Here is a 21,084-nt window from a genome sequence, read left to right as displayed (position 1 = left end):
CGATGAGCGCGGACGACTTCGATCCGATTTCGTTCCTCGAATCGGCTGTACGGACGCCGTCGCACGAATCGCCCGACGAGATGCGGACGCTGCTCGTCGAAACCCTCGAAGCGGCGGGCATCGATGTTTCCGTCGACGACGCTGGAAACGTCCTCGCCGAGCGTGTCGGGGAGGAGGACGGCCCACACGTCGTGTTGAACACGCACATCGACACCGTCCCGCCGCACGTTCCGTTCTCGCGCGGCGGTGACGAGAACGGTGATGGCGACCGGATCTTCGGGCGGGGTTCGTGTGACGCGAAGGGGCCGCTCGCGGCGCTTCTCGACGCGTTTCTGACCGTCGAACCGGAGTGCGGTCGGCTAACGCTCGCCGTGACGCCGGACGAGGAAACCGACTCGACGGGTGCGGCCGCACTCGAACTGCTCTCGGACGAACCGACGTCGCCCCCCGACGCTATCATCGTCGGTGAACCGACCGGCCTCGACGTGTGCAACGCCGCACGGGGTCGGTTTCAGGGGACGGTCTCCGTGTACGGGGAGAACGCCCACGCCGCACATCCCGAGGCGGGTGTCAATGCGATTCGCGGGGCGGCCCCGGTCTTGTCGGCGCTCTCCACGTTCGACACGGACGAGGTGCATCCCGACCTCGGTGCGCCGACGCTCACTCCGACGACGATCACCGGCGGAGCGGCGACGAACCAGATCCCGGCCGATTGCTCGTTCGTCATCGACCGACGAAGCGTCCCGCCGGAGGGCGCGGACGAGTTTCGGGAATCGCTCGAAGCCCACCTTCGGACGACGGCACCCGAATCCATCACAGTGGACGTTTCACTGGCGGAACGGGAAACGCCGTTTCTCGAAGCCTTCGAGACCCCCGCCGATTCGACGCTCGTTCGGACCCTTCGGGAGGCGAGCGGCGGCGAGGTACGGCCGTTCGGTGCGGCCACGGAAGCGTCCTATTTCGCGCAAGCCGCGCCGACGGTCGTGTTCGGGCCGGGCGTGTTGTCCGACGACGAGGGTGCGGTAGCGCACGCCCCGGGCGAGTACGTGGATGTCGACGAGGTGACCGCGGCCGCGAGCGCAGTAACCCGGACGCTTCGGACGCTCGTCCAGTAATTTTAGTTTCGGCCACTTGCACGTTGGTCGGAATACCGTTGGCACTCTCGTTCCATCGATTGCGAACAGTCGCTCCGAGTGGTTCGATTCGGGCGGCGGTCGGTCGAAGAAGACCACCGGTCGCCGTGTGACGACCGATTCCCGTGACGTCGTCGATGCTCGACTCGGCGAGTCGCGTCGCTCGTCGATGAAATCGATGGACGAGATGAACGCGACGAGGACGAGTATCGACGCGACGGGTTCGGACGTCACGCCGTGGTTGGTTTCGTGTTCGTATTTGAACCTACGGGCGATCCGCGGACGTTACCAGTCCACTTCCCCCGTTTCCCTTTCGGCCCGAAGGTACGCACCGAGGTAGCCGCCCAGTGCGCTCAGTCCCACGGTGTACAGTAGCGCAATCACGCCGAACAGCACGAGGATCGCGAGGAACCCACCGGGCATGGATCCGAAGACGAGGATACTGACGACGAAGAATCCGAAGATCGCCATCGGAATCGTGGCGATCGCACCCGAGATGGCACCGATTCGGATTCCCTCGTCGGTTGGCACGTCGCTGAGATACGCCGCCACGGCACCGCCGATGATCGGTGAGCACGGGACGAACGAGACGACGATGGTGACGACGGCACCGATGAACGAGTTGACGAACGTGTTGTTGGAGGACATGTGTGTAGTATCTGTTTCGGTGAAAAACGGTGCGTGTACTCTCAACCGAAGAAGACGTCCACCACGTCGCTTCCGCGATTGCGGACGTCTTTGTACAGTTCCGAGTAGCCGCAGTTGTCACACGAGACGACGGTGAACTTCTTCGTCTGGATGTCGAACATCTTGCTCAGCCCGCCGCCGGTGGTCGAGATGGAGTCCGTGGAGGCTTCGGTGTGACCGCACTTCGGGCAGCCGGAGGTACCGTGTGTATCGGGGTCCATACAGCGGGGAGTGTGTAGCGAGTCACTAAATACTTCGTGGTCGATACGTCACTGAAACTTATTACTCCTCGATTCACATCGACTACTATGGGTACTAACCATTCCACGTACGGAAACAAACCGAACACCGCCCCGCTCGGGATCAAGATTCTGTGTTTTCTGAGCGTAATTGTCGGTGTTCTGAGTCTCATTGGCGGGCTCGGGACGCTACTGACGGGTGGCTTTGGATTCATCGTCGGACTCATCATCATCGTCCTCGCCATCGGTCAGATCGTCGTTGCGTGGGGGCTATGGACGCTCCAATCGTGGGCGTGGACGCTCACGATCATCGTGTACGGACTCCGAATCGCGGGCGACCTGATCCAGTTGCTCTTGGGTGACTTTAGCGCCATCATCAGCCTCGTCGTCGGTCTCCTGTTATTGGCGTACATCTACAGCAAGCGCGATTATTACAAGTAACCGAGACGGAACGTCCTCAGTTCCCGCTCCCTTTCGTCTCTCCCGTTCCTTCCGCTCGCTCCTTCACGCCGCAGAGCATCTTTCGCTCCATGACGAAGTGTGCCGGTTCCCAGAACAGGTAGTCGGCGAACTTGCCTCGAACGGTTTCCTTTCCTTGCGTGCGCATCCGAACGATGAATCGCGTCGTTCCGTCGTTCATCGGTCGGAGGACGAACGCCCACGTCCATCGCGGTTCGGGTCCCGGCGGTCGGAGCACCAGTGCCCGCTCGGCGTCTAGAACCGCCACTTCGGGAGCCGATTCGGGGGTTTGTACCGGATACTCCTCGGGTGCGAGTCGAACGGTATCGCCGACGTGGAGGTCCTGTCGTTCGGGGAGAATCCGGTCGGCGTTGTGAATGTCCGCGCCGACGAGGTTTTCGAGCCAATCGTAGCTGTAGAACCCGGCGCGGCCCTGCCCGATTTGGACGAGCCACGGCCAAACGGCCTCGGCCGGAGCGTCGATGGTGATGGCGTGGGTGACCTGCGACTCGGGTGTTCGAAGGATGTCGTCACCGGGAAGGGTCATATCGACCTCCTCGTCGGTTGTGCCCCAGCGAAGGTGCCACGGTCGAACGAAAAACCAGTAGGCAAGCGCCGAGATTGCGATGAACGATGCGACGAGGGAACGTCGTTCGTACTTCGAGGGCATGCAACCGGTAACGACGGACGAAAAGGAAACCGTTCGGGCTGATTCGACGCGTTCAGTCGATGTCGGCGACGAGGTCGTCGGCGATGCCGGTGTATCCTGCAGGCGTCAGGGCGTGCAGTTCCTCGCGCACGCCCTCGTCCACGTCCAACTCGTCGAAGAGGTCGCGGAAGTCGTCGAGGGTGACGCGCTTGCCGCGGGTGAGGGCTTTGACGCGCTCGTAGGCGTCGCCGTGGCCCTCCCGGCGGAGGATGGTCTGGACGGCTTCGCCGATGATTTCTGGCGTGGCTTCGAGTTCCTCGCGCATGACCTCCTCGTTGGGGACGACCTTGCCGAGGCCGTCCTGTGCCTTGGTGTAGCCGAGCAGGCAGTAGGCGAACGCGGCCCCGATGTTGCGCTTGACGGTCGAATCGGAGAGGTCGCGCTGGAGTCGGGAGGTGGTGATGTAGTCGCCGAGGAACGTCAGGTCGGAGTTGGCTTTCGAGAGGTTGCCCTCCGAGTTCTCGAAGTCGATGGGGTTGACCTTGTGCGGCATGGTCGAACTGCCGGTTTCGCTCGCGGTGGACAGTTGACCGAGGTAGCGGTCGCTGACGTAGAGCCAGATGTCGCGGTCCATGTCGAGGAGGATGGTGTTCGCCCGGCGGAGCGCGTCGAACAGCGCCGCGAGGTCGTCGCACGGGTTGACCTGCGTGGCGAGCGCGGTGTGGTCGAGTCCGAGGTTCGTCACGAATGTACGGGAGAAGTTTTGCCAGTCAACGTCGGGATAGGCCGCGACGTGGGCCGCGTAGGTGCCGCTCGCGCCCGCAAGCTTTCCGGAGAGCGATTCGGCCGCACGCTCGACTTCGCCGACGGCTTTTCCGAGTCGAGCGGCGTAGACGGCCATCTCCTTGCCGAACGTCGTCGGCGTCGCGGGTTGGCCGTGGGTCCGCGCGAGCATGGGCACGTCGCGGTACTCGCGGGCCATGTCGGTCAGTTCGTCGCGGACGGCGGCGAGTTCGGGGAGTAGAACCTCCTCGACGGCGGGTTTGGCGAGCAGTCGGTGGGCGAGGTTGTTCACGTCCTCGCTGGTCAGCGCGAAGTGGATCCACGACCCGAGGTCCAATCCATCCGGGAGCGAGCGCCGAACGAAGTACTCGACCGCCTTCACGTCGTGGTTCGTCGCGGGGTAGTCCTCGTAGCCCTCGGTTTCGAGCGCTTTGACGATTTTTGCGTCCTCCTCGTCGAACTCCTCGTAGACGGTGCGGAGTTCCTCGCGGTCGTCCGCCGCGACTTCGAACGGCGTCACGTCGAGGTCGGACAGCGCGATGAGATACTCGATTTCGACTCGCACGCGGGCACGCATGAGCGCGGCCTCGCTCGCGTACTCGCGGAGCGGCGCGGTTCGACCCGCGTAGCGCCCGTCTATCGGTGAGACGGCATAAAGGGAATCCATACCTGTGCCTGCCGTTCGGTTCGGCAAAAGCGTGTCGGTCCGGTGACGCACAAGTATGCATACAAAACGGAAAAATAACGAATGCACTGTGAAATATATACACGAAGTTGTACAGAATTCGTCGCTGGACCGCAACTACTTTGCCTTCGCCGCGCCGTCTTTCCCCCATGACAGGGATTGCGGGTATGGCCGGAAACCGTGGTCGAAACCTCATGCACATCGCGGACCTCGCGCCGGGCGGGGCCGAACTGGCGGTCGTCCTCACGAACAGCGCGGACGCGCCGGTGTTGGACGAGGCCGAAAAGCGCGGAATTCCGACGGAAGTCGTCGAACTGGGCGAGAACGAATCGCGGAAAGAACACGAGAGCCGCGTCCTCGATGCGCTCTCGGCGTACGACTTCGACCTCGTCTGCCTCGACGGCTACATGCGAATTCTGACGGACGAGTTCCTGGACGACGCGCCGACGACGCTGAACGTCCACCCGTCCTTGCTCCCGTCGTTCCCCGGCATGGACGCGTGGGGCGACGCGCTTCGACGCGGGCGTGAGCATGACCGGTTGCACCGTCCACGTCGTCACCGACGCGACGGACGAGTCTGGCGAAGTCGAGGAGTCGAGGGTCGATTCCGGCCCCATCCTCACGCAGGAACCGGTTCGTCTACGAGGGCGATACGACGGACACGCTGAAGGAGCGCGTCCTCTATCAGGGCGAGTTCAAGGCGTACCCGCGTGCAGTCCGCTGGTTCGCGGAGGGCGACGTCGACGTCGATTTCGACGCGAACGAGGTGCACGTCGCCGACGATACGGCCGAGGAACTGCCCGTCCGGAAGGTCGAAACAGCGGACCGCGCCGCGGACCTCCGCTACGGGGAGAACCCGCACCAGGACGCCGCGCTGTACGCCGACGCGACCTGTGAGGAGGCCAGCGTGGTCCACGCGCCCCAGTTGAACGAGGGCGCGAAGGGGATGGGCTACAACAACTACAACGACGCGAACGGCGCGTTGAACCTCGTCAAGGAGTTCGACGAACCCGCCGCCGCGGTCATCAAGCACACGAACCCCGCAGGCTGTGCCGTCGCGGAAGAACTCGCCGAAGCCTACGAGCGCGCGCTCTCCACCGACGCGAAGAGCGCGTTCGGCGGCATCGTCGCCCTCAATCGTGAGTGTGACGAGGCGACCGCGACGCAAATCGTGGACTCGTTCAAGGAAGTCGTCGTCGCACCGGGCTACACCGACGACGCGCTCGAAACGCTTTGCGAGAAGAAGAACCTGCGCGTCCTCGACGTGGGCGAACTCGGCGAGATCACGGAGAGCCACAAGGAAAAGGACCTCGTCGGCGGCCGACTCGTACAGGAGCGCGACCTCCAAGCGCCGACGCCCGACGACCTCGAAATCGTCACCGAACGCGAACCCACGGACGAACAACTCGATTCCCTACTCTTCGCGTGGCAGACCATCAAGCACGTCAAGTCCAACGCCATCCTGTTCGCCAAAGGCACCGAAACCGTCGGTATCGGCGCGGGACAGGTCAGTCGTGTGGACGCCGTTGAAATCGCCACAATGAAAGCCGACCGCGACGCTGACGGCAAGGACGCCGACGGCGCGGTTATGGCCAGCGACGCTTTCTTCCCGTTCCCGGACGGCATCGAGGAGGCCGCCGAGGCGGGCATCGAAGCGGTCATCCAACCGGGCGGATCGGTCAACGACGACGACGTCATCGAGGCCGCGGACGAACACGACATGGCAATGGTGTTCACCGGGAGTCGGTGTTTCCGCCACGATTGAACGAAGTGAAATCGGGGCGGAAATACATCAGAGCTTGCTCTGACGGTACTTCAGACACGATTGAGCGAGGCGATTGAGTGTCTGAAACCAGCGAGACGCAGCGTCCGAAGGACGACCGTCTCGCGCGGTTTTCGCATTCACTCACTCCGTCCGTTCATGGCGAACCGTCCTACTGTTCACTGTTTTCCAGCCACTCCCGAACCTGTCGAGCGACCTCGTCGGGGGCGAGGTCGCTCGTGTTGACGACTTCGATTCCGTGGTCAGTTCCCCCGTCCCGATACCAGCGGTTGACGTCGAGCATGAAGTCGATGTCGTCCTGTGCCATCGACCGTTCGCGCAGTCGTTCTTCGAGGTCGGCATCGTCACAGACGAGCGTGCAGCGTTCGATGCTCGAAAAGTAGCGCGTTTCGGGACTGTCGGCGAGTTGGTGTGGATGGACGCCGCCGACGAAGAGGGCCTGCCGACCGGCGGCGTGAAGCGTCATGCAGACCCGGAAATCGAGGTCGCAGATGGTTCCCCACGAGAGATTTTCGTTCGTCAGGTCGATGTGTAAGTCCCCCTCGTAAACCGTGGGGGAGATTTCACCCTCCAACAACCCGGCGGTCGTGGATTTCCCGACGCCCGGTGCGCCCTCCAACGAGTACAGGGGGAGATAGCGGAACTCGAATCGTTCACTGCACTCGGGACATTCGGCGGTCGCGTGTCCGTCCTCGGAGTCGAGAATCTGTTTTTCGATGTCGGAATTCCGGCATCCGGGACAGAAGTGTAGCATCAATTCGGGAGATGAGTAACCGATACAAAAGCGTAGCGAGACCGTGACATAAACTCACACTGCGAACGTCCAGTGGCGAACTCCCTCCTGCCACGAATAGTTGAACGATTGGTCAATTATTCAACTATCGGTAAATCGTCTCCGACAGCCGCTCTCATCGAGATTCATCGAACGCGAAGCCTCGGCGGCCGAACGCCCGAAGAATGGCTTAATGTGTACTCCGATCAAAGACTGAGTCGATGAACGCGTTCGCCAGCACCAAGGTCAAGCGGCTATTCGCCGCGTTCGTGGTGTCCCTCCTCACCCTCCTTGCAATCGTGGTGTTCGGGGTGTTCGGCACGCTCGCCGCGCTCGGCAGTCCGGCGTACGCGAACGCGCCCTTGATCCCCGCGTTCTTCCGCGCCGCGTTTCCGTACGTCGTCGCGTTCTTCTTCGACGCGGTGGTGGCCTGCGTCTTCTTCGTCTGGATGGTCGTCGCCATCGTGCAGGGGGTATCGGTCCCGCGGAGCGACCGACTCGGACGAATGGCTCGCGTCGCGGAAGCGGTTTCGCCGCGCGCTCGCGAGGTTGGCCTCTCGGAGCACGTCACGCCGACGAAGGAGGACCGGATGGAGGAACTGAAGCGACAGTACGTCGCGGACGAAATCGACGAGTACGAGTTCGAACGGCGGATGATGCGGCTGTTGGACGACGGACGAACGAACGACGGTGCTCACCGCGATACGCGACGGTGGTTCGAGCGGGAGTTCGAACGGGAGTACGAGTGGGAGTTCGAACGGTAGCTTCCGAGCGTCGGACCGGGAACCCTTGGAACTGAAAAGACCCCCTCCCGAGCGGAATCGTAGCCGGTTCCGAATTGCCGGGAATCTCAACTCCGACAATCTAAAGCGCTCGGCTTCTGTCCACACAGCTATGGACTACCACGAGGCCGCGAACTTTCTTTTCGACCTGCGGCGCTTCCGTCCGAAACCGGGGACGGACTCCACCGCAAACCTCCTCTCCCACCTCGGCAATCCACACGACGGCGGACGGTTCGTACAGGTCGCCGGGTCGAACGGAAAGGGCAGTACGGCCCGGATGACCGAGCAGGTCCTCCGCGAAGCGGGACTGTCGGTCGGTCTCTACACTTCCCCACATTTCGACGACGTTCGCGAACGAGTCACGGTCGACGGACGAAAGATCACCGAGACGGCCATCGTCGAGTACGTCGAGTCCGTCTACGACTACGTAACGGAGACGGCGACTCGTGGCGACTCGCCGACCTTCTTCGAGGGAATGACCGCGATGGCGTTGTGGTATTTCGCCCGGGAGGACGTGGACGTGGCCATCCTCGAAGTCGGTATCGGCGGGCGCTACGACGCGACGAGCGTGATCGACCCGGTCGCCGCCGCCGTCACTAGCGTCACGCTCGAACACACGGGCATCCTCGGCGACACCATCGAGGAAATCGCCACCGACAAGGCACACGTGGCACCGGAAACCACACCGCTCGTCACCGGCACGCGAGGTGACGCCCTCGATGCCGTTCGAAAACAGGCGGGCGACGTGATCGTCGTGGGCGACGGGGAGGACGACGACAGCGACGTGCGAGCGACCTACGATGGACGGACGAACCACACCGAGGCCGCGGTTTCCATCTCCGGAGCGGATTGGAGCGTCGGGACAGAGATTCCACTGCTCGGGGAATATCAGGCGCAGAACGCGGGTATCGCCGCGGCGCTCGCCCGCCAAGTCGCGGACGTGACGGAAAACGAGATCGCCCGGGGACTGCGGAAGGGGTTCTGGCCCGGCCGGTTCGAAGTGATGGGGACGGACCGCTCGTCGTGCTTGACGGCGCGCACAACCCGGGTGCGTGTGCGGCCCTCGCCAACACCATCGCGGAGTTCGACTACGACGACCTTCACCTCGTCTTCGGCGCGATGCACGACAAGGACATTCAGGGGATGGCCGACGCGCTTCCGACGCCGGACCACGTCGTCGCTACCCGCGCGAACAACGGCCGGGCGGAGGACGAAGAGGTCGTCGCACGGGTGTTCGAGGAACACGGGGTCGAGCGCGTCGAGCGAATGAGTTCCGTCGAAAGCGCGCTCGATACGGCGCTCGACGCGGCCGAGGGGGGCGATTTCGTCCTCGTCGTGGGGTCGCTGTTCGCCGTGGCGGAGGCACGGACGCGCTGGACGCGCGCGGAGATTCCGAAACGAATCGCCTCGTTGGAGGACGCACAGGAAGCGCTCGAAAGCACGCACGCCACCAGACCTGAACGCCATCTCGCGCGGGGCAAGGCGGTTCACCGAGTCGTGAAGACCCGCGTCCAGACGCGACAGGCCCAGTACATCAAAGCCGAGATGCTCTCGCTCGGCGGCGAGTGTGCACAGTCCGGCCTCCACGAACGGGACGACGAAAACATCGATGTGCTGTTGATGGGAACGCTCGCACAGTACCGGCGACTCGCGGGGCGACTGGACGACTCACCGTACGGCTTGTCCACCTTCGCCGACGACCTCCGGGACACGCTCGGAATTCGGGAAACGGAGGGCGGCCACGGCTACCCGTGGGAGGGCCGAACGGCGGTGATGGGCATCCTCAACGTGACGCCCGACAGTTTCCACGACGGCGGGCAGTACGAGGCACACGAGGACGCCATCGACCAAGCGAAGCGAATGGTCGACGCGGGCGTCGACATCATCGATATCGGCGGTGAGAGCACCCGCCCCGGTGCCGACGAGGTTCCGGACGAGGCGGAAATCGAGCGCATCGTTCCCGTCATCGAGGAAATTCGTGACCTCGACGTCATGCTATCCGTCGATACGCGAAAAGCCGCAGTGGGTCGCGCCGCGCTGGAGGCGGGTGCGGACATCCTGAACGACGTGTCGGGACTCGAAGACCCCGAGATGCGATTCGTCGCCGCGGAATACGACGCACCGCTGGTCGTCATGCACAGCCTCGACGCACCCGTCGTTCCGGAGCACACGGTGGAGTACGACGACGTCGTCGAGGACGTCATCGCGGAACTGGAAGAACGCGTCCTGCTCGCACAGAAGGCGGGTCTCGACCGGAGCAAGATAATCGTGGACCCCGGACTCGGGTTCGGGAAGACCGCCGGGGAGAACTTCGAACTCCTCGGACGGACCGGCGAACTGCACGCGCTCGATTGTCCCGTCCTCATCGGTCACTCGCACAAATCCATGTTCGATTCCGTAACCGACGGGGATAGAACCGCCGCGACGGTCGCCGGGACGACCATCGCCGCGGAACGCGGCGCGGACATCGTTCGAGTCCACGACGTCGAGGAGAACGTCGCCGCCGTTCGCGCCGTCGAGGCGGCGAACGTCCGGGAATCCGGCAACGAGCGGCGATAACCCAAACATATTATCGGCGTGACAGGGTACGTCCCGCATGGACGCTCGCCCTTTTGAACTGAACGATATCTTCGATGTCCGACTCGTTTCTAACTGTTCCCTCTCACCCGACGGAGAGCGTATCGCGTTCGTACTGAGGGAAGCCGACAGGGCGGCCGACGAAAACCATCGGTCGTTGTTCGTCGTTCCGACCGACGGAGCCGACGACCCGCATCGGCTCACTCGTGTTTCCGGCGTTGGGTCGCCGAAGTGGTCGCCGTCCGGGTCGAAACTCGCGTTTCTCGCCGCTCGCGAACGCGACGTCTCGCTGCGCGTCGGTCGGGACGACGACGCAGAAGACGAAGGGGATGCGGACGATTTGGACGATACACCGAACTCCCAAGTCTGGCTGTTCGACCTCGAACGCGGTGGCGACGCTCGTCAAATCACCAACCGGGACGAGGGCGTTCGAGAATTCGACTGGGGACCGGACGGCGAGCGTCTCGTCGTCTCCGTCCGCGACCCGACCGACGAGGAGGCGGAGTATCTGAACGCCCGCCGAAACGAGGACGCACCGGTCGAAACCGAGCGTCTCCAACACAAGTACGACGGAACCGGCTTTCTGGACGAGGTGACGACGTATCTGTTCGTCGTGGACGTTCGGACCCGGGCTATCCGTCGGCTCGACGACGCGTACGGAGGCGGCGCGTACGAGGCCATGACCGGACTGCAACCCGCGTGGGGACCGGACCGAATCGCGTTCATATCGAATCGAACGGACCACCCGGACCGAACCTCGATGATGGACGTGTTCACCATCGACCCGTCCGGGAGCGACCTGCGACGGGTCACAGCCGGGGAACTATCCGCTTCGAAACCGCGTTGGAGCCCGGACGGCGGTCGATTGTCGTTCGTCGGTGGCAACCCGAACAACTGGTGCATCCCGAATCGAGTGTTCGTGGCCGACGGTGGGACGTACCAGTCGGTGTCGACATCCCTCAACCGGTCGGTGTCGCGGATCGGCGCGCCGACGTGGACGGACGACGATACGCTCCTCGCTCCGTTCGGCGACGAAGCGCGGACGCGACTGGTTCGACTCTCCGCGAACCAAGACGACTCGGAACGAGTATTCGACGCGCAGGGCGAGTATCGGACTATCACGTCGTTCGATGCGACGGAATCGACCGTCGCGCTCTGTCTCACCGGACCGAGCGACCCCACCGACGTGTACGCGATGCCGACCGACGCAATCGACGGGGGCGAAGCCCCAACGCGACTCACCGCGATGAACGCCGATCTCGTGGACGAGGTGGCGATGCCGAACTGTCGCCGCGTCACGTTCGAGAACGGCGACGGCGGTACGATCGAAGCCATCGCGTACCTTCCACCGACGTTCGACCCCGACGACCCCGAACCGCGTCCGCTCATCGCCGCCATCCACGGCGGGCCGATGTCGTACGACGCCCCGCAGTTCGGCGTCGACGACTGCTACTGGACCGGGAAGGGCTACGTCGTCCTCCGAGTCAACTACCGCGGAAGCCTCTCGTACGGTCGGGAGTTCACCGAATCCATCCGCGGAGAGTGGGGACCGCGCGAAAGCGACGACATCATCTCGGGTGTCGAGTGGGCGGTTCGACGCGGCTGGGCCGACGAAGACAGGTTGTTCGTCACTGGGTTTTCACAGGGCGGCGTGAACAGCGCTCACATCATCACGCGGACCGACCTGTTCGCCGCGGCCGCGCCCGAACACGGAATCTACGACTTCTACTCCCTGTTCGGAACCGGAGACCACCACCAGTGGTACGTAACCGACCTCGGCCTTCCGTGGGAGGAACCGGACGCCTACCACGCCATGTCGAGCATCACCGAGGTGGGAGGCGTCGAGACGCCCACGCTCGTCACGGCCGGGGAGAACGATTGGCGTTGTCCGCCGTCACAGGCCGAACAGTTGTACGTGAGTTTGAAAAGACAAGGAGTACCGACGAAACTCGTCATCTATCCGAACGAACATCACAATATCGGCGCGCCGAAACGGGCGCGCCATCGGTTGAAAACGCTCACCGAATGGTTCGAACGGCACGATCCGGGTAAAGACGAGTGAGGGACTGACCTCGAAAGCCCTCGCTCGTTCGCAATCGTTGCGCGAGATATTTTGGCCTCTCCCGGTCGCCCCTCGCTTCGCTCGCGGCGATGCCGTCTTCTCGCGGGCAAAGCCCGCTCGAACGGTCCGCGGAACTCCGTTCCGCGCTACTCGCTTGCGAGGTTGCTTCGCAACCTCATAACCGTACTACCACTCCATCACACCCTCGTCGCCGACCCGTCGAATCGCTTCAACTGTTCCGCCTCGGTGAACGCGTACCGACCGACGAGGAGCGTGCTCACCATGCTCGTCAGTCCACCGGCGGCGAACAACATCGCCATGATGACGAATTGGTATTCGGCCGCGTAGATGGGATTCGCCCCGGCGAGGATCATACCCGACATCATTCCGGGGATGTACACCAATCCGAGGCTTTTCAGCGATTCCACCATCGGAATCAGGGACGCCCGCACGCTCGTCGTCACGTACTCCGAGACGACGTTTTCGGGCGCGACGCCCAACGAGAGGACGGCTTCTATCTCCGCCCGGTTCGACTCTACCTCTCCCTTGAATCGGTCGAGCGCGAGGGAATTCGTCTTCATCGCGTTTGCGATGATCATCCCGCCGACGGGGATGAGGTTTCGGACCGATGCCTCGATGGCTCCGGCGGCGACCATCGCCACGATGACCACCCCCGAACCGAACGCGATTCCGACGAGCGACACGCGGAAGACGCCGGGGACGTTCTCGCCCCGGTCCTTGGAAATCCACGCGGCGATGGCCATCATCGCCACGAGCACGAGGCCGCTCCACGCGAGGTTCACCGAGAACAGGATTCCGATGACCGACCCCATCGCCACCACCTGCACGAATCCACGGACGAACGACCGACCGAGTTCGGTTTCGAGGTCGAGGTTGCGAACCGCCGAGACGCCGAGCACGACGAGCGCCAGCACCGACGCAGCGGCGACTTGAGTGAGTCCTCGCAGGACGTCCGGGTTCTGAAACTGACCGAAGAATCCCGCCATCACGCCATCACCTCCGAGACCGCGCCGATGGATTCGAGACGGCCGTCTTCGAGCAGCGCCACGCGGTCGGCCAGCCGTCGCGCCTGCGAATCGTCGTGCGTGACCAGCACCGTCGTGAGGTCGGTCTCGTGAACGAGTCCTTCGAGGAGCGTCTCGACCTGCGCCTCCGACCGCGAGTCCAGACTCGACGTGGGTTCGTCGAGAAGCAGCACCTCGGGTTCCGTGACGAGTGTCCGGGCGATGGAAACGCGCTGTGCCTCGCCGCCCGACAGTTCCGCCACGTCCCGCTCGGCGTAGCCGCCGAGGTCCATCCGCGCCAGCAGGTCCCCGACGGTTTCCTCGGAAACGGACTCGCCGCGGAGTCGCGGGCCGATGGTCACGTTCTCGAAGACCGTCCCGTCGCGGAGGGCGGGCGACTGCGGAACGGTACCGATGCGGTTACGCAGTTCCCGCGGTGGAATCTCCCGGTAGTCCGTCCCGTCGAGCAACACGGTCCCCTCGCTCGGTTCGTCGAGTCGGTTGAGTAGTCGAAGGAGCGACGACTTTCCGGCCCCGGACGGGCCGAGCACCGCGAGCACGTCGCCCTCCGCGACCGCGAACGAGATATCGTCGATGATTCGGTCGTTCCCCAGAACCCGGACGAGGCGTCGAGCTTCGAGCTTCGTGGCCATGGCGTCGGTGGCCCATACGCGCGAGAGGGTGTTGTACTCTCCCCCTATCTATCGTCGCTGTACTTTCCTCCTGGTCACCGTCGTTGTACTCTCCCCCTCGCTATCGTCGGTCGTTCGAAGGGAATTCAGAAAAAGCCGAACGAATCCTGCATGTCCCGGTAACAGTCGAGGTACTGTTCGAGTACGGGGTCGTCGTCGTATCGATCGAACTCCTCGTTTTCGGTCATGTGTGGAAGTTCGGCGGCCGAGCGAAGCGCCTCGGTGAGTTCCTGTTCGCTCGTCGTCCGAAACGTGCGGTCCTCCTGTTCGACCAACTCGTGGGCGCTCGATTCGACGTGGTACTCCACGACGCCCGAACAGCCACACGCGAGCGCTCGGAGGAGGTCGGTGGGAAAGGCCTCCCTGCGCGCCGTCTGGACGTAGACGTGTGCGCCACGAAACACCGGAATCCGCTTCTCGACGGGTTGTGCGCCCGTGAACTCCACGCGGTCGTCGATGCGGAGGTCGGCGGCCTGTCGTTCGTACCCCTCACGTTCGGGACCGTCGCCGATGATGACGGCGTTCCAGCCCATCCCGCGGAGTTCCGCCAGCGCCAGAAAGAGACTCTCGACGTTGGCGTCCTCGTCCAATCGGCGCGAATAGACGATGTCGGCCCCCTCGACGGTCCGGGCCTCTCGAATCGCGTCCGTATCGATGCTGTTGGGAATCACGCGCACGTCCGCCTCGTCCGCGCCGAGTTCCCGAACCCGGGTTTTCACCGTCTCCGACGGCGTGATGACCCCGTCCGGCGAACGCGCGGCCATCCGAAGCGATTTCGAGGCGTTCCCGGCGGTTTCGGGCGGTGACTCGTACCAGTCGACGACGAGCGGTGCGCGCGCGAGTTTGCTCGCTGTCTTCGCCGCGAGGACGTGTTTCGGCACTGCGGTCGCGTGAATCACGTCCGGTTTCACGCGGCGAAGTGCGCCGGGGAGCGAGAGCGCGAACCGGCGCGATGGTGTGTCGCCGGGCGGTTCGGTCGTCACCGCGTGGTACGTCACGTCCGCCTGTTCGAACGTATCGTGGTCGCCGTCCCACCACTGTGCACAGAAGACCGTGGCCTCGTGGCCGCGGTTCGCAAGCAGTTCCGCGATACGTCGGAGTCGGCGAGTCCTCCCCGACTCCTCGTGTTGGGCCGTTACTTCCGCGACGAACGCGACGCGCATACTCGCCGCCACGAAACGAGAAAGTAAAAGTCTTCTTTCATTGGAACCATCGGTTCTCGCCGAACTCCACGGCGAGGTCCGGCGTCGCACCCTGAAACCGTCGTTGCCAACAGTGCCGGTCGTAGAAATGTGCGAAAGCTGTCACCGCGAACACCCCGAGAACGACGACCGCGAGTTGGAACCCCGATGCAGGAACGAGACCGAGCCACCCGAGCGCGATGAGTATCGCGCCGAACGCCGAAAGCCCGACGTACAGTTTGTGCCACGGAATCGTCGTCTGTGCATCCGTCGCCAGATACAGTTCGAAGTCCTCCGCACCGTCGGTAAACGACACGCGTTTCGATTCGCGGTCGTAGCTGACGATTCCGATGTTCTCCAACTTCGGGAGATGAGTCTGGTACAGCGCGCTGTACACTGACTTCCGCTGTTCGGGGGAAACGGCATCCCGAGGGATGTTGTTCTCCCACGCCGCTATCTGTTCGGCGAGTTCCCCCAGTTCGACGGACTCCTGTGCCCGATTGAGCGAATAGAGAACGTACCGTCGTCGCAAATTCTTTACCGCATCGTACACCTCCTGTTCTGAAAACGCACGTGACCGTGTCGGATCACTGCGCTCCCGTGACTGTGTCGTATTCATTCTTCCCACCCTGTCGATGCGTAGACGCCGAGATACCGCATAAATCAGCGACTCCGTTTACCCTGTATCCCCCGATGTCTTGACGACGTGAACAGTTTATCGACTGACAAACGGGTGGGGGAGCGTATCGTCTCGGAGGGAAACGAGTATGACGCATTCTCGGGACTCTCCGCGGTGCAATCGGCTATTACCCGCTCGTTTGAGTCAAAAAAGATCACCATTCTACCGACGGTTCCACGCGACCGAATTCACCTACGATCCGTTACGCTGCTCGCACGGACGGTGCGGCACTCTTTCCGGACGGTCCGACGTGGCAACTGGACGTGTTCGTGGCGTTCGTAGACCCCTTGTTCGGATTCTGTACGGTCAAGATGGGGGTCATGTTCCCGCCGCTGTAGACGGTCACGTAGCTAATCGCCGTTCGGTTCCCTTCCTCGGGCACGTCGAGACGAGTCGTTCCGTTCATCGGACCGTACTCGAAGTACGACGTTGCCGCACCGTCCGTCGCGCTCCACGTCGTCCCGATGCCCACGCGCTCCACGTTCCCGTGAACGATGACCGAGGAGTCGTTAGCGAACTCGACGCGGACCGACTCGTGCGTGGTTATCGTGGGTTTGTCGCGGCTAGACTGGTCGTACTTCGTGGCGGCGACACCACCGCTGCCGAGGATAAGCAGGCAGACGATGGCGAGCGTCAGGATGTGTCGTCTCTCGCGTTGCATGGCAACGGGGCCACTCAGGCAGGGGTTTTTGTTATTCGCCAACTACCGGGTGGAAACGACGAATTTACCCATCGAACGGTCTCGTTACCGTTCCGATTGATCGGTGGTCGGCTTCCGTAGACGCGTGATTTCGACCATCACGTCGGGAACGTCGTCGCCCGGAAGGCGGAACGTCCACGACCTGTCGAAATCGATTCCGTTCACCGCACTTACTTCGAGCAGGTGGCCGAGTTGGTCTTCGAACTCGTCCACCGAGAGGAGTTCAAGGTCGCGGGCCACGATGTTTAGCACCTTGAGCTATCGGCGGCAAAGCCACGATTCTCCTCGTACACTTGGACGGTTCCCGTCGTGTCGATACGAACGGTACAACCGTGAAACGTAAACCCCACCTGGCCGATTCCGGACATCTCTTCGATATTAAAAGATCTAAAAAGCGATTCGAGCGAGTCACAATCGAGCGTCTCCTGCAGCGGTGGCATCTCATCCATCGGCGTTCCAGTCACGTCGGAGACGGCGTTGCTGACCGTGACGACGATACTGTCGGTCTCGTCACCGTCGAACGAGTATTGATGTATCAAATCAGAGTCAGTATGGGTATTTTGAGATGTCGCATCCATAGTATATCACTCAGCGTACTACAAATCAAGGTATCGGTCATACAAAGTCTGTGCCTTTGTATCTCCATTCTTTAAGTATAGTGAAATATCTTCGATCTGACTATTCTAGCGACGATACCGTGTTCCGGACTACCGACTACCAAAGCACTATGATGGACGAATGAAAAGAAACGGGCGATGAGTACCTACGATTTCGAGCGATATTTGAACGTTCGAAGCGCCTACGGCGCGTCGTTCGACTTCGCCGGTGAGCGGCTGTGCTTTCTGTTGAACACGACCGGCGTTCCACAGGCGTGGCAACTGGACGAGCCCCGTTCGTGGCCTCGTCAGTTGACTTTCGACGACGAGCGCGTGACGTTCATCTCCCAATCGCCGGAACGCGACGAATTCGTCTTCGGAATGGACGACGGAGGAAACGAGCGCCAGCAACTCTTCCGGTTGGACGGCGACGGCGAAACCATCACCCCGCTCACCGCGATGCCGGACGCGAAACACCGCTGGGGCGGATGGAACTCCGACGGGTCGCAGTTCGCGTTCACGTCCAACGGCGCGACAATGCCGTCTTCGACGTATACGTGCAGGACCGGGACGGGACGGGCGAGAACGCCGAACTGGTGTACGAGGGTGACGGTTGGCTCTCGCTCGCGGGGTGGAATCCCGACGACGGAAAACTCCTCGTCGTCGAATCCCACTCCTCGTTCGATCAGGACCTCTCCGTCCTCGACATCGAATCCGGCGAACTCGAACACGTCACGCCACACGAGGGCAACGTACGGTTTCAGGGGGTCAACTGGGGGCCGAATGGGGAGGCGCTCTATCTCGTCACTGACGACGGCGCGGACACGATGTACCTCGCCCGTCTGGACCTCGATTCGCTCGACGTCGAACTCGTGGAGGAGGGGGGAGAGTGGAACGTGGACGGTCTCTCCCTCCACGAGGACACGGGCCGTCTCGTCTACTCGCGCAACGTGGACGGGTACACGGAACTCACCGTCGGGGAGTTGACCGACGACACGACCATCCGCGAGTTCCCGACGCCCAACCTCCCGCGCGGCATCGCGGGCGGGGTCAGTTTCGACCCCGACGCGGAGCGGTTCGCCATCGGGGCCACCGGCAGCACGGACAACACCAACGTCTACGTGGTGGACGTCGAAACCGGCGAAGCCGAACGCTGGACCGAGGCATCGACCGCTGGTCTCCCGACCGAATCGTTCGCCCGCCCGAAACTCGTCCACTTCGAGAGTTTCGACGGGCGGAAAATCCCCGCGTTCTTCTCCGTCCCCGACGGTGCGAAGGCGGGTGAAACCCCCGTCATCGTGGACATCCACGGCGGACCGGAGGGCCAGCGCCGACCGTCGTTTCATCCGGTCAAGCAGTACTTCCTGAACCGCGGTTACGCCTACTTCGAACCCAACGTCCGCGGTTCGTCGGGCTACGGCAAGGAGTACACCCATCTGGACGACGTGGAAAAGCGGATGGATTCGGTCGCGGACATCGAGGCCGGTATCGAATGGCTCCACGACCAGCGCGCCGTGGACCCCGACCGAATCGTCGCCATGGGCGGTTCGTACGGCGGGTTCATGGTCCTCGCGGCGATCACCGAGTACCCCGAGTTGTGGGCCGCCGGAATCGACATCGTCGGCATCGCCAACTTCGTCACGTTCCTCGAAAACACGGGTGACTGGCGGCGCGAGTTGCGGGAGGCCGAGTACGGGTCGCTCGAAGACGACCGCGACTTTTTGGAGTCGGTCAGTCCCATCAACAACATCCAAAACATCGAGGCCCCGCTGCTCGTCCTCCACGGGGAGAACGACCCGCGCGTGCCCGTCGGCGAGGCCGAGCAAATCGCCGAGGAAGCCGCCGAACAGGGCGTTCCGGTGGAAAAACTCGTCTTCCCGGACGAGGGCCACGGCTTCACGAAACTGGAGAACCGCATCGAGGCGTACACGACGATTGCGGAGTTCCTAGAGGAGTACGTCTAACTGCGTTCGAGAATCTCTTCAGGTGCTACCGCACCTGCTTCGAGGAGTTCGGAATCAAAAGTGACGAGCGTTGCATCCTGACCGGTGGCACATGCGAGAATAATACAATCCATCGGATACAGTAGCGTTTCTTCTTGAAGTGAATCTGCGGCGACCATATCGGATGTTTCAGGAAACGTCAGCTCGACATGGCTAATGATCTCTTTCTCTATCTCTGCCACTTTCTCCTGTCTCTTTTACTTTTTCTTGCAGAGTACGGTTCGGAGTTCCATGATATTCAGCAAGCAAGTCAGAAATTCGTGGTCCTCGTTGAGAAGTTTCGTCGCAGCGTGTCCTCGCCCGGGTTCCGAAACGATAGCAGAAATCAGAATATTGGTGTCAAGAAATAGCCTCATTCGTCACGCCGGATCTTTCGAATGGTCTCAACTGAGTCCAGTTCGATATCGGAAAACGTTCCCGAAATCGCATCACCGAGGTTTGTTTCTGCTGATTCCTCGGACGGGATATATTTGCTGAAATCGCTGATGCTACTACCCATATATGCAGTTCGTACCACATATGGTATAATCTTTCGCCCCGCAATCGGTCCGATACAACGATGAAATAACTACGCGAATGTTGAACTTGCTCGAAGCTACGTCTCTCACCGAATCCTTGCAGTAGTGAGATTCGATCATCATCTCTGAGACGTCGACCCTGAACACCTTTGATCACTCAGTATGGATGAATTTGGCCGAGATAAGAGAGCAACAACTGCGATGAAGACCCGGAACCACCACCCGTTCGCGGCAACGCCACGAGCAAGTAGCGGTGTTCATGCGACTCGGTTCTTGCAATCACAACAAAACTAACCAGTTCACGACGAGCGGGAGAGGTTTCGAGAGCTGCTTCTTCGCAACTGCAATCATCTATCAACCAATAGACCGACGATATATGTTGGATTTATTTGATAAAACATCGACGCGGGCTTTAGCTACAAATTCTGCTCACATTTCGAACCCCCCAGTGGCTGAACGCCCGATTTTCACAGTTCCTTCTCGTACACGTACTCTTGCACTCCCAGAGCAGCGTCTTCCCGTTCTCCGATCCGCTCGAAGCCGCGGGATTCGTAAAATCCCACTCCTCTGTCGTTGTCGGCCACGACCGTCAACCGCAGTCGTTCGGCTCCCCGTTCACGAATCCGCGCTTCGGCGTGGTCGAGCAGACGGGTCCCCACCCCCGCTCCCCACTCCTCCGGAACGAGATAGATTCGAACGAGGTCGAACGCGTCGTCCTCGCCCGTAATCGGCGCGACGTGGACGAATCCGACGATACTGCCGCCCCCCTCCCGGTCGCGACGAGGAACTCGTCGCCGTCCCGCGTCGTGCTCTCGCGGAGTCCCTCGGTGTCGTACCACCGGTCCACGACCTCGTCCACCGCCGCTTCCCCCACGACCCCGTCGTAGGCCGCGTGCCACGACTCCCCGGGCGACGCGCCGGATGGCGGTCGCGTCGTCCGGTTTTGCGGCGCGGATGGTGACGTCGTTCATCTCGCTACGAGCGACTCTCGATTCGAGCGTCTTGGCTCTGTTTGTGAATGGTTATCATCGGACTCGGGAGTAGTTGTCAATCAACGGAAAGCATTTGTAGATGGCATT

At 62.1% G+C, this 21,084-nt stretch carries 17 protein-coding genes and 4 pseudogenes; 7 read left to right on the top strand and 14 right to left on the bottom strand.

Annotation, left to right across the window (positions count from 1 at the left end; genetic code table 11):
- Positions 1 to 2 precede the first annotated feature (2 nt).
- Entirely contained in the window at positions 3 to 1,115 is a 1,113-nt protein-coding gene (locus A4G99_RS12720; protein ID WP_066144149.1) for a M20 family metallopeptidase, read from the top strand.
- 303 nt (positions 1,116 to 1,418) lie between these two features.
- Here the strand turns inward: A4G99_RS12720 and A4G99_RS12715 are convergent, their stop codons facing one another.
- Together A4G99_RS12715 and A4G99_RS12710 are read right to left on the bottom strand one after the other, a co-directional pair.
- Complete coding sequence (locus tag A4G99_RS12715) at positions 1,419 to 1,781, bottom strand: DUF5518 domain-containing protein (RefSeq protein ID WP_066144146.1); 363 nt, start codon at positions 1,779 to 1,781, stop codon at positions 1,419 to 1,421.
- 41 nt (positions 1,782 to 1,822) lie between these two features.
- On the bottom strand, positions 1,823 to 2,041 hold the full coding sequence (locus A4G99_RS12710; RefSeq protein ID WP_066144143.1) for a zinc ribbon domain-containing protein: 219 nt from the start codon (positions 2,039 to 2,041) through the stop codon (positions 1,823 to 1,825).
- 87 nt (positions 2,042 to 2,128) lie between these two features.
- On the opposite strand from A4G99_RS12710, the gene A4G99_RS12705 reads away from it, so the two are divergent.
- Positions 2,129 to 2,500 carry a hypothetical protein gene (locus A4G99_RS12705; RefSeq protein WP_066144140.1) on the top strand — a complete coding sequence of 124 codons (372 nt, stop codon included), beginning with the start codon at positions 2,129 to 2,131 and terminating at the stop codon, positions 2,498 to 2,500.
- 16 nt (positions 2,501 to 2,516) lie between these two features.
- On the opposite strand, the gene A4G99_RS12700 is transcribed toward A4G99_RS12705, so the two are convergent.
- The gene (locus tag A4G99_RS12700) at positions 2,517 to 3,188 is read right to left on the bottom strand and encodes a hypothetical protein (RefSeq protein ID WP_066144138.1); all 672 of its coding nucleotides are present in this window, start codon (positions 3,186 to 3,188) and stop codon (positions 2,517 to 2,519) included.
- Between the two features lie 52 nt (positions 3,189 to 3,240).
- Positions 3,241 to 4,617: an adenylosuccinate lyase gene (gene purB / locus A4G99_RS12695; protein WP_066144135.1), complete on the bottom strand. Its 1,377-nt coding sequence runs from the start codon at positions 4,615 to 4,617 to the stop codon at positions 3,241 to 3,243.
- Between the two features lie 167 nt (positions 4,618 to 4,784).
- Here purB and purH point away from each other — a divergent pair.
- Positions 4,785 to 6,400: pseudogene (gene purH / locus A4G99_RS12690) on the top strand (bifunctional phosphoribosylaminoimidazolecarboxamide formyltransferase/IMP cyclohydrolase).
- Between the two features lie 169 nt (positions 6,401 to 6,569).
- Here the strand turns inward: purH and A4G99_RS12685 are convergent.
- The gene (locus A4G99_RS12685; RefSeq protein WP_066144131.1) at positions 6,570 to 7,172 is read right to left on the bottom strand and encodes a hypothetical protein; all 603 of its coding nucleotides are present in this window, start codon (positions 7,170 to 7,172) and stop codon (positions 6,570 to 6,572) included.
- 239 nt (positions 7,173 to 7,411) lie between these two features.
- Between A4G99_RS12685 and A4G99_RS12680 the strand changes: the two genes are divergently transcribed.
- The 3 genes and pseudogenes from A4G99_RS12680 (at position 7,412) to A4G99_RS12670 (ending at position 12,611) form a co-directional block, all read left to right on the top strand.
- Positions 7,412 to 7,954, top strand: coding sequence for an SHOCT domain-containing protein (locus tag A4G99_RS12680; protein ID WP_066144128.1), 543 nt, complete (start codon positions 7,412 to 7,414; stop codon positions 7,952 to 7,954).
- A 130-nt stretch (positions 7,955 to 8,084) separates the two neighbouring features.
- Positions 8,085 to 10,531 (top strand): annotated as a pseudogene (gene folP / locus A4G99_RS12675) (dihydropteroate synthase).
- A 37-nt stretch (positions 10,532 to 10,568) separates the two neighbouring features.
- A complete protein-coding gene (locus tag A4G99_RS12670) occupies positions 10,569 to 12,611 on the top strand; it encodes a S9 family peptidase (protein ID WP_066144125.1) in 2,043 nt (680 codons plus the stop codon).
- 197 nt (positions 12,612 to 12,808) lie between these two features.
- Here A4G99_RS12670 and A4G99_RS12665 read toward each other — a convergent pair whose 3' ends face one another.
- From A4G99_RS12665 to A4G99_RS12635, 7 genes are all read right to left on the bottom strand, one after another.
- Positions 12,809 to 13,618 carry an ABC transporter permease gene (locus A4G99_RS12665; protein ID WP_066144121.1) on the bottom strand — a complete coding sequence of 270 codons (810 nt, stop codon included), beginning with the start codon at positions 13,616 to 13,618 and terminating at the stop codon, positions 12,809 to 12,811.
- Positions 13,618 to 14,289, bottom strand: coding sequence for an ATP-binding cassette domain-containing protein (locus A4G99_RS12660; protein ID WP_082837808.1), 672 nt, complete (start codon positions 14,287 to 14,289; stop codon positions 13,618 to 13,620). Before A4G99_RS12660 ends, A4G99_RS12665 begins: the two co-directional genes overlap by 1 nt.
- A gap of 125 nt (positions 14,290 to 14,414) precedes the next feature.
- Positions 14,415 to 15,491 (bottom strand): glycosyltransferase family 4 protein, encoded by a 1,077-nt coding sequence (locus A4G99_RS12655; protein ID WP_066144115.1) that lies wholly within the window; start codon positions 15,489 to 15,491, stop codon positions 14,415 to 14,417.
- Between the two features lie 37 nt (positions 15,492 to 15,528).
- Entirely contained in the window at positions 15,529 to 16,128 is a 600-nt protein-coding gene (locus A4G99_RS12650) for a hypothetical protein (RefSeq protein ID WP_066144112.1), read from the bottom strand.
- Between the two features lie 262 nt (positions 16,129 to 16,390).
- Positions 16,391 to 16,849: a hypothetical protein gene (locus tag A4G99_RS12645; RefSeq protein ID WP_066144109.1), complete on the bottom strand. Its 459-nt coding sequence runs from the start codon at positions 16,847 to 16,849 to the stop codon at positions 16,391 to 16,393.
- An 84-nt stretch (positions 16,850 to 16,933) separates the two neighbouring features.
- The gene (locus tag A4G99_RS12640; protein WP_066145199.1) at positions 16,934 to 17,128 is read right to left on the bottom strand and encodes a hypothetical protein; all 195 of its coding nucleotides are present in this window, start codon (positions 17,126 to 17,128) and stop codon (positions 16,934 to 16,936) included.
- 5 nt (positions 17,129 to 17,133) lie between these two features.
- Positions 17,134 to 17,427, bottom strand: coding sequence for a HalOD1 output domain-containing protein (locus A4G99_RS12635; protein ID WP_223301863.1), 294 nt, complete (start codon positions 17,425 to 17,427; stop codon positions 17,134 to 17,136).
- Positions 17,428 to 17,643: 216 nt separating this feature from the next.
- Between A4G99_RS12635 and A4G99_RS12630 the strand changes: the two are divergent.
- Positions 17,644 to 19,448 (top strand): annotated as a pseudogene (locus A4G99_RS12630) (S9 family peptidase).
- On the opposite strand, the pseudogene A4G99_RS29395 reads toward A4G99_RS12630, so the two are convergent.
- Positions 19,445 to 19,843: pseudogene (locus A4G99_RS29395) on the bottom strand (type II toxin-antitoxin system VapC family toxin). The pseudogenes A4G99_RS12630 and A4G99_RS29395 overlap by 4 nt on opposite strands.
- Before the next feature lie 629 nt (positions 19,844 to 20,472).
- Complete coding sequence (locus A4G99_RS12620) at positions 20,473 to 20,976, bottom strand: N-acetyltransferase (RefSeq protein ID WP_223301860.1); 504 nt, start codon at positions 20,974 to 20,976, stop codon at positions 20,473 to 20,475.
- Between the last annotated feature and the right edge of the window lie 108 nt (positions 20,977 to 21,084).

The sequence above is a fragment of the Haladaptatus sp. R4 genome, from assembly GCF_001625445.1.
GTDB lineage: Archaea > Halobacteriota > Halobacteria > Halobacteriales > Haladaptataceae > Haladaptatus.
This window is presented reverse-complemented; position numbering and strand designations above follow the sequence as displayed.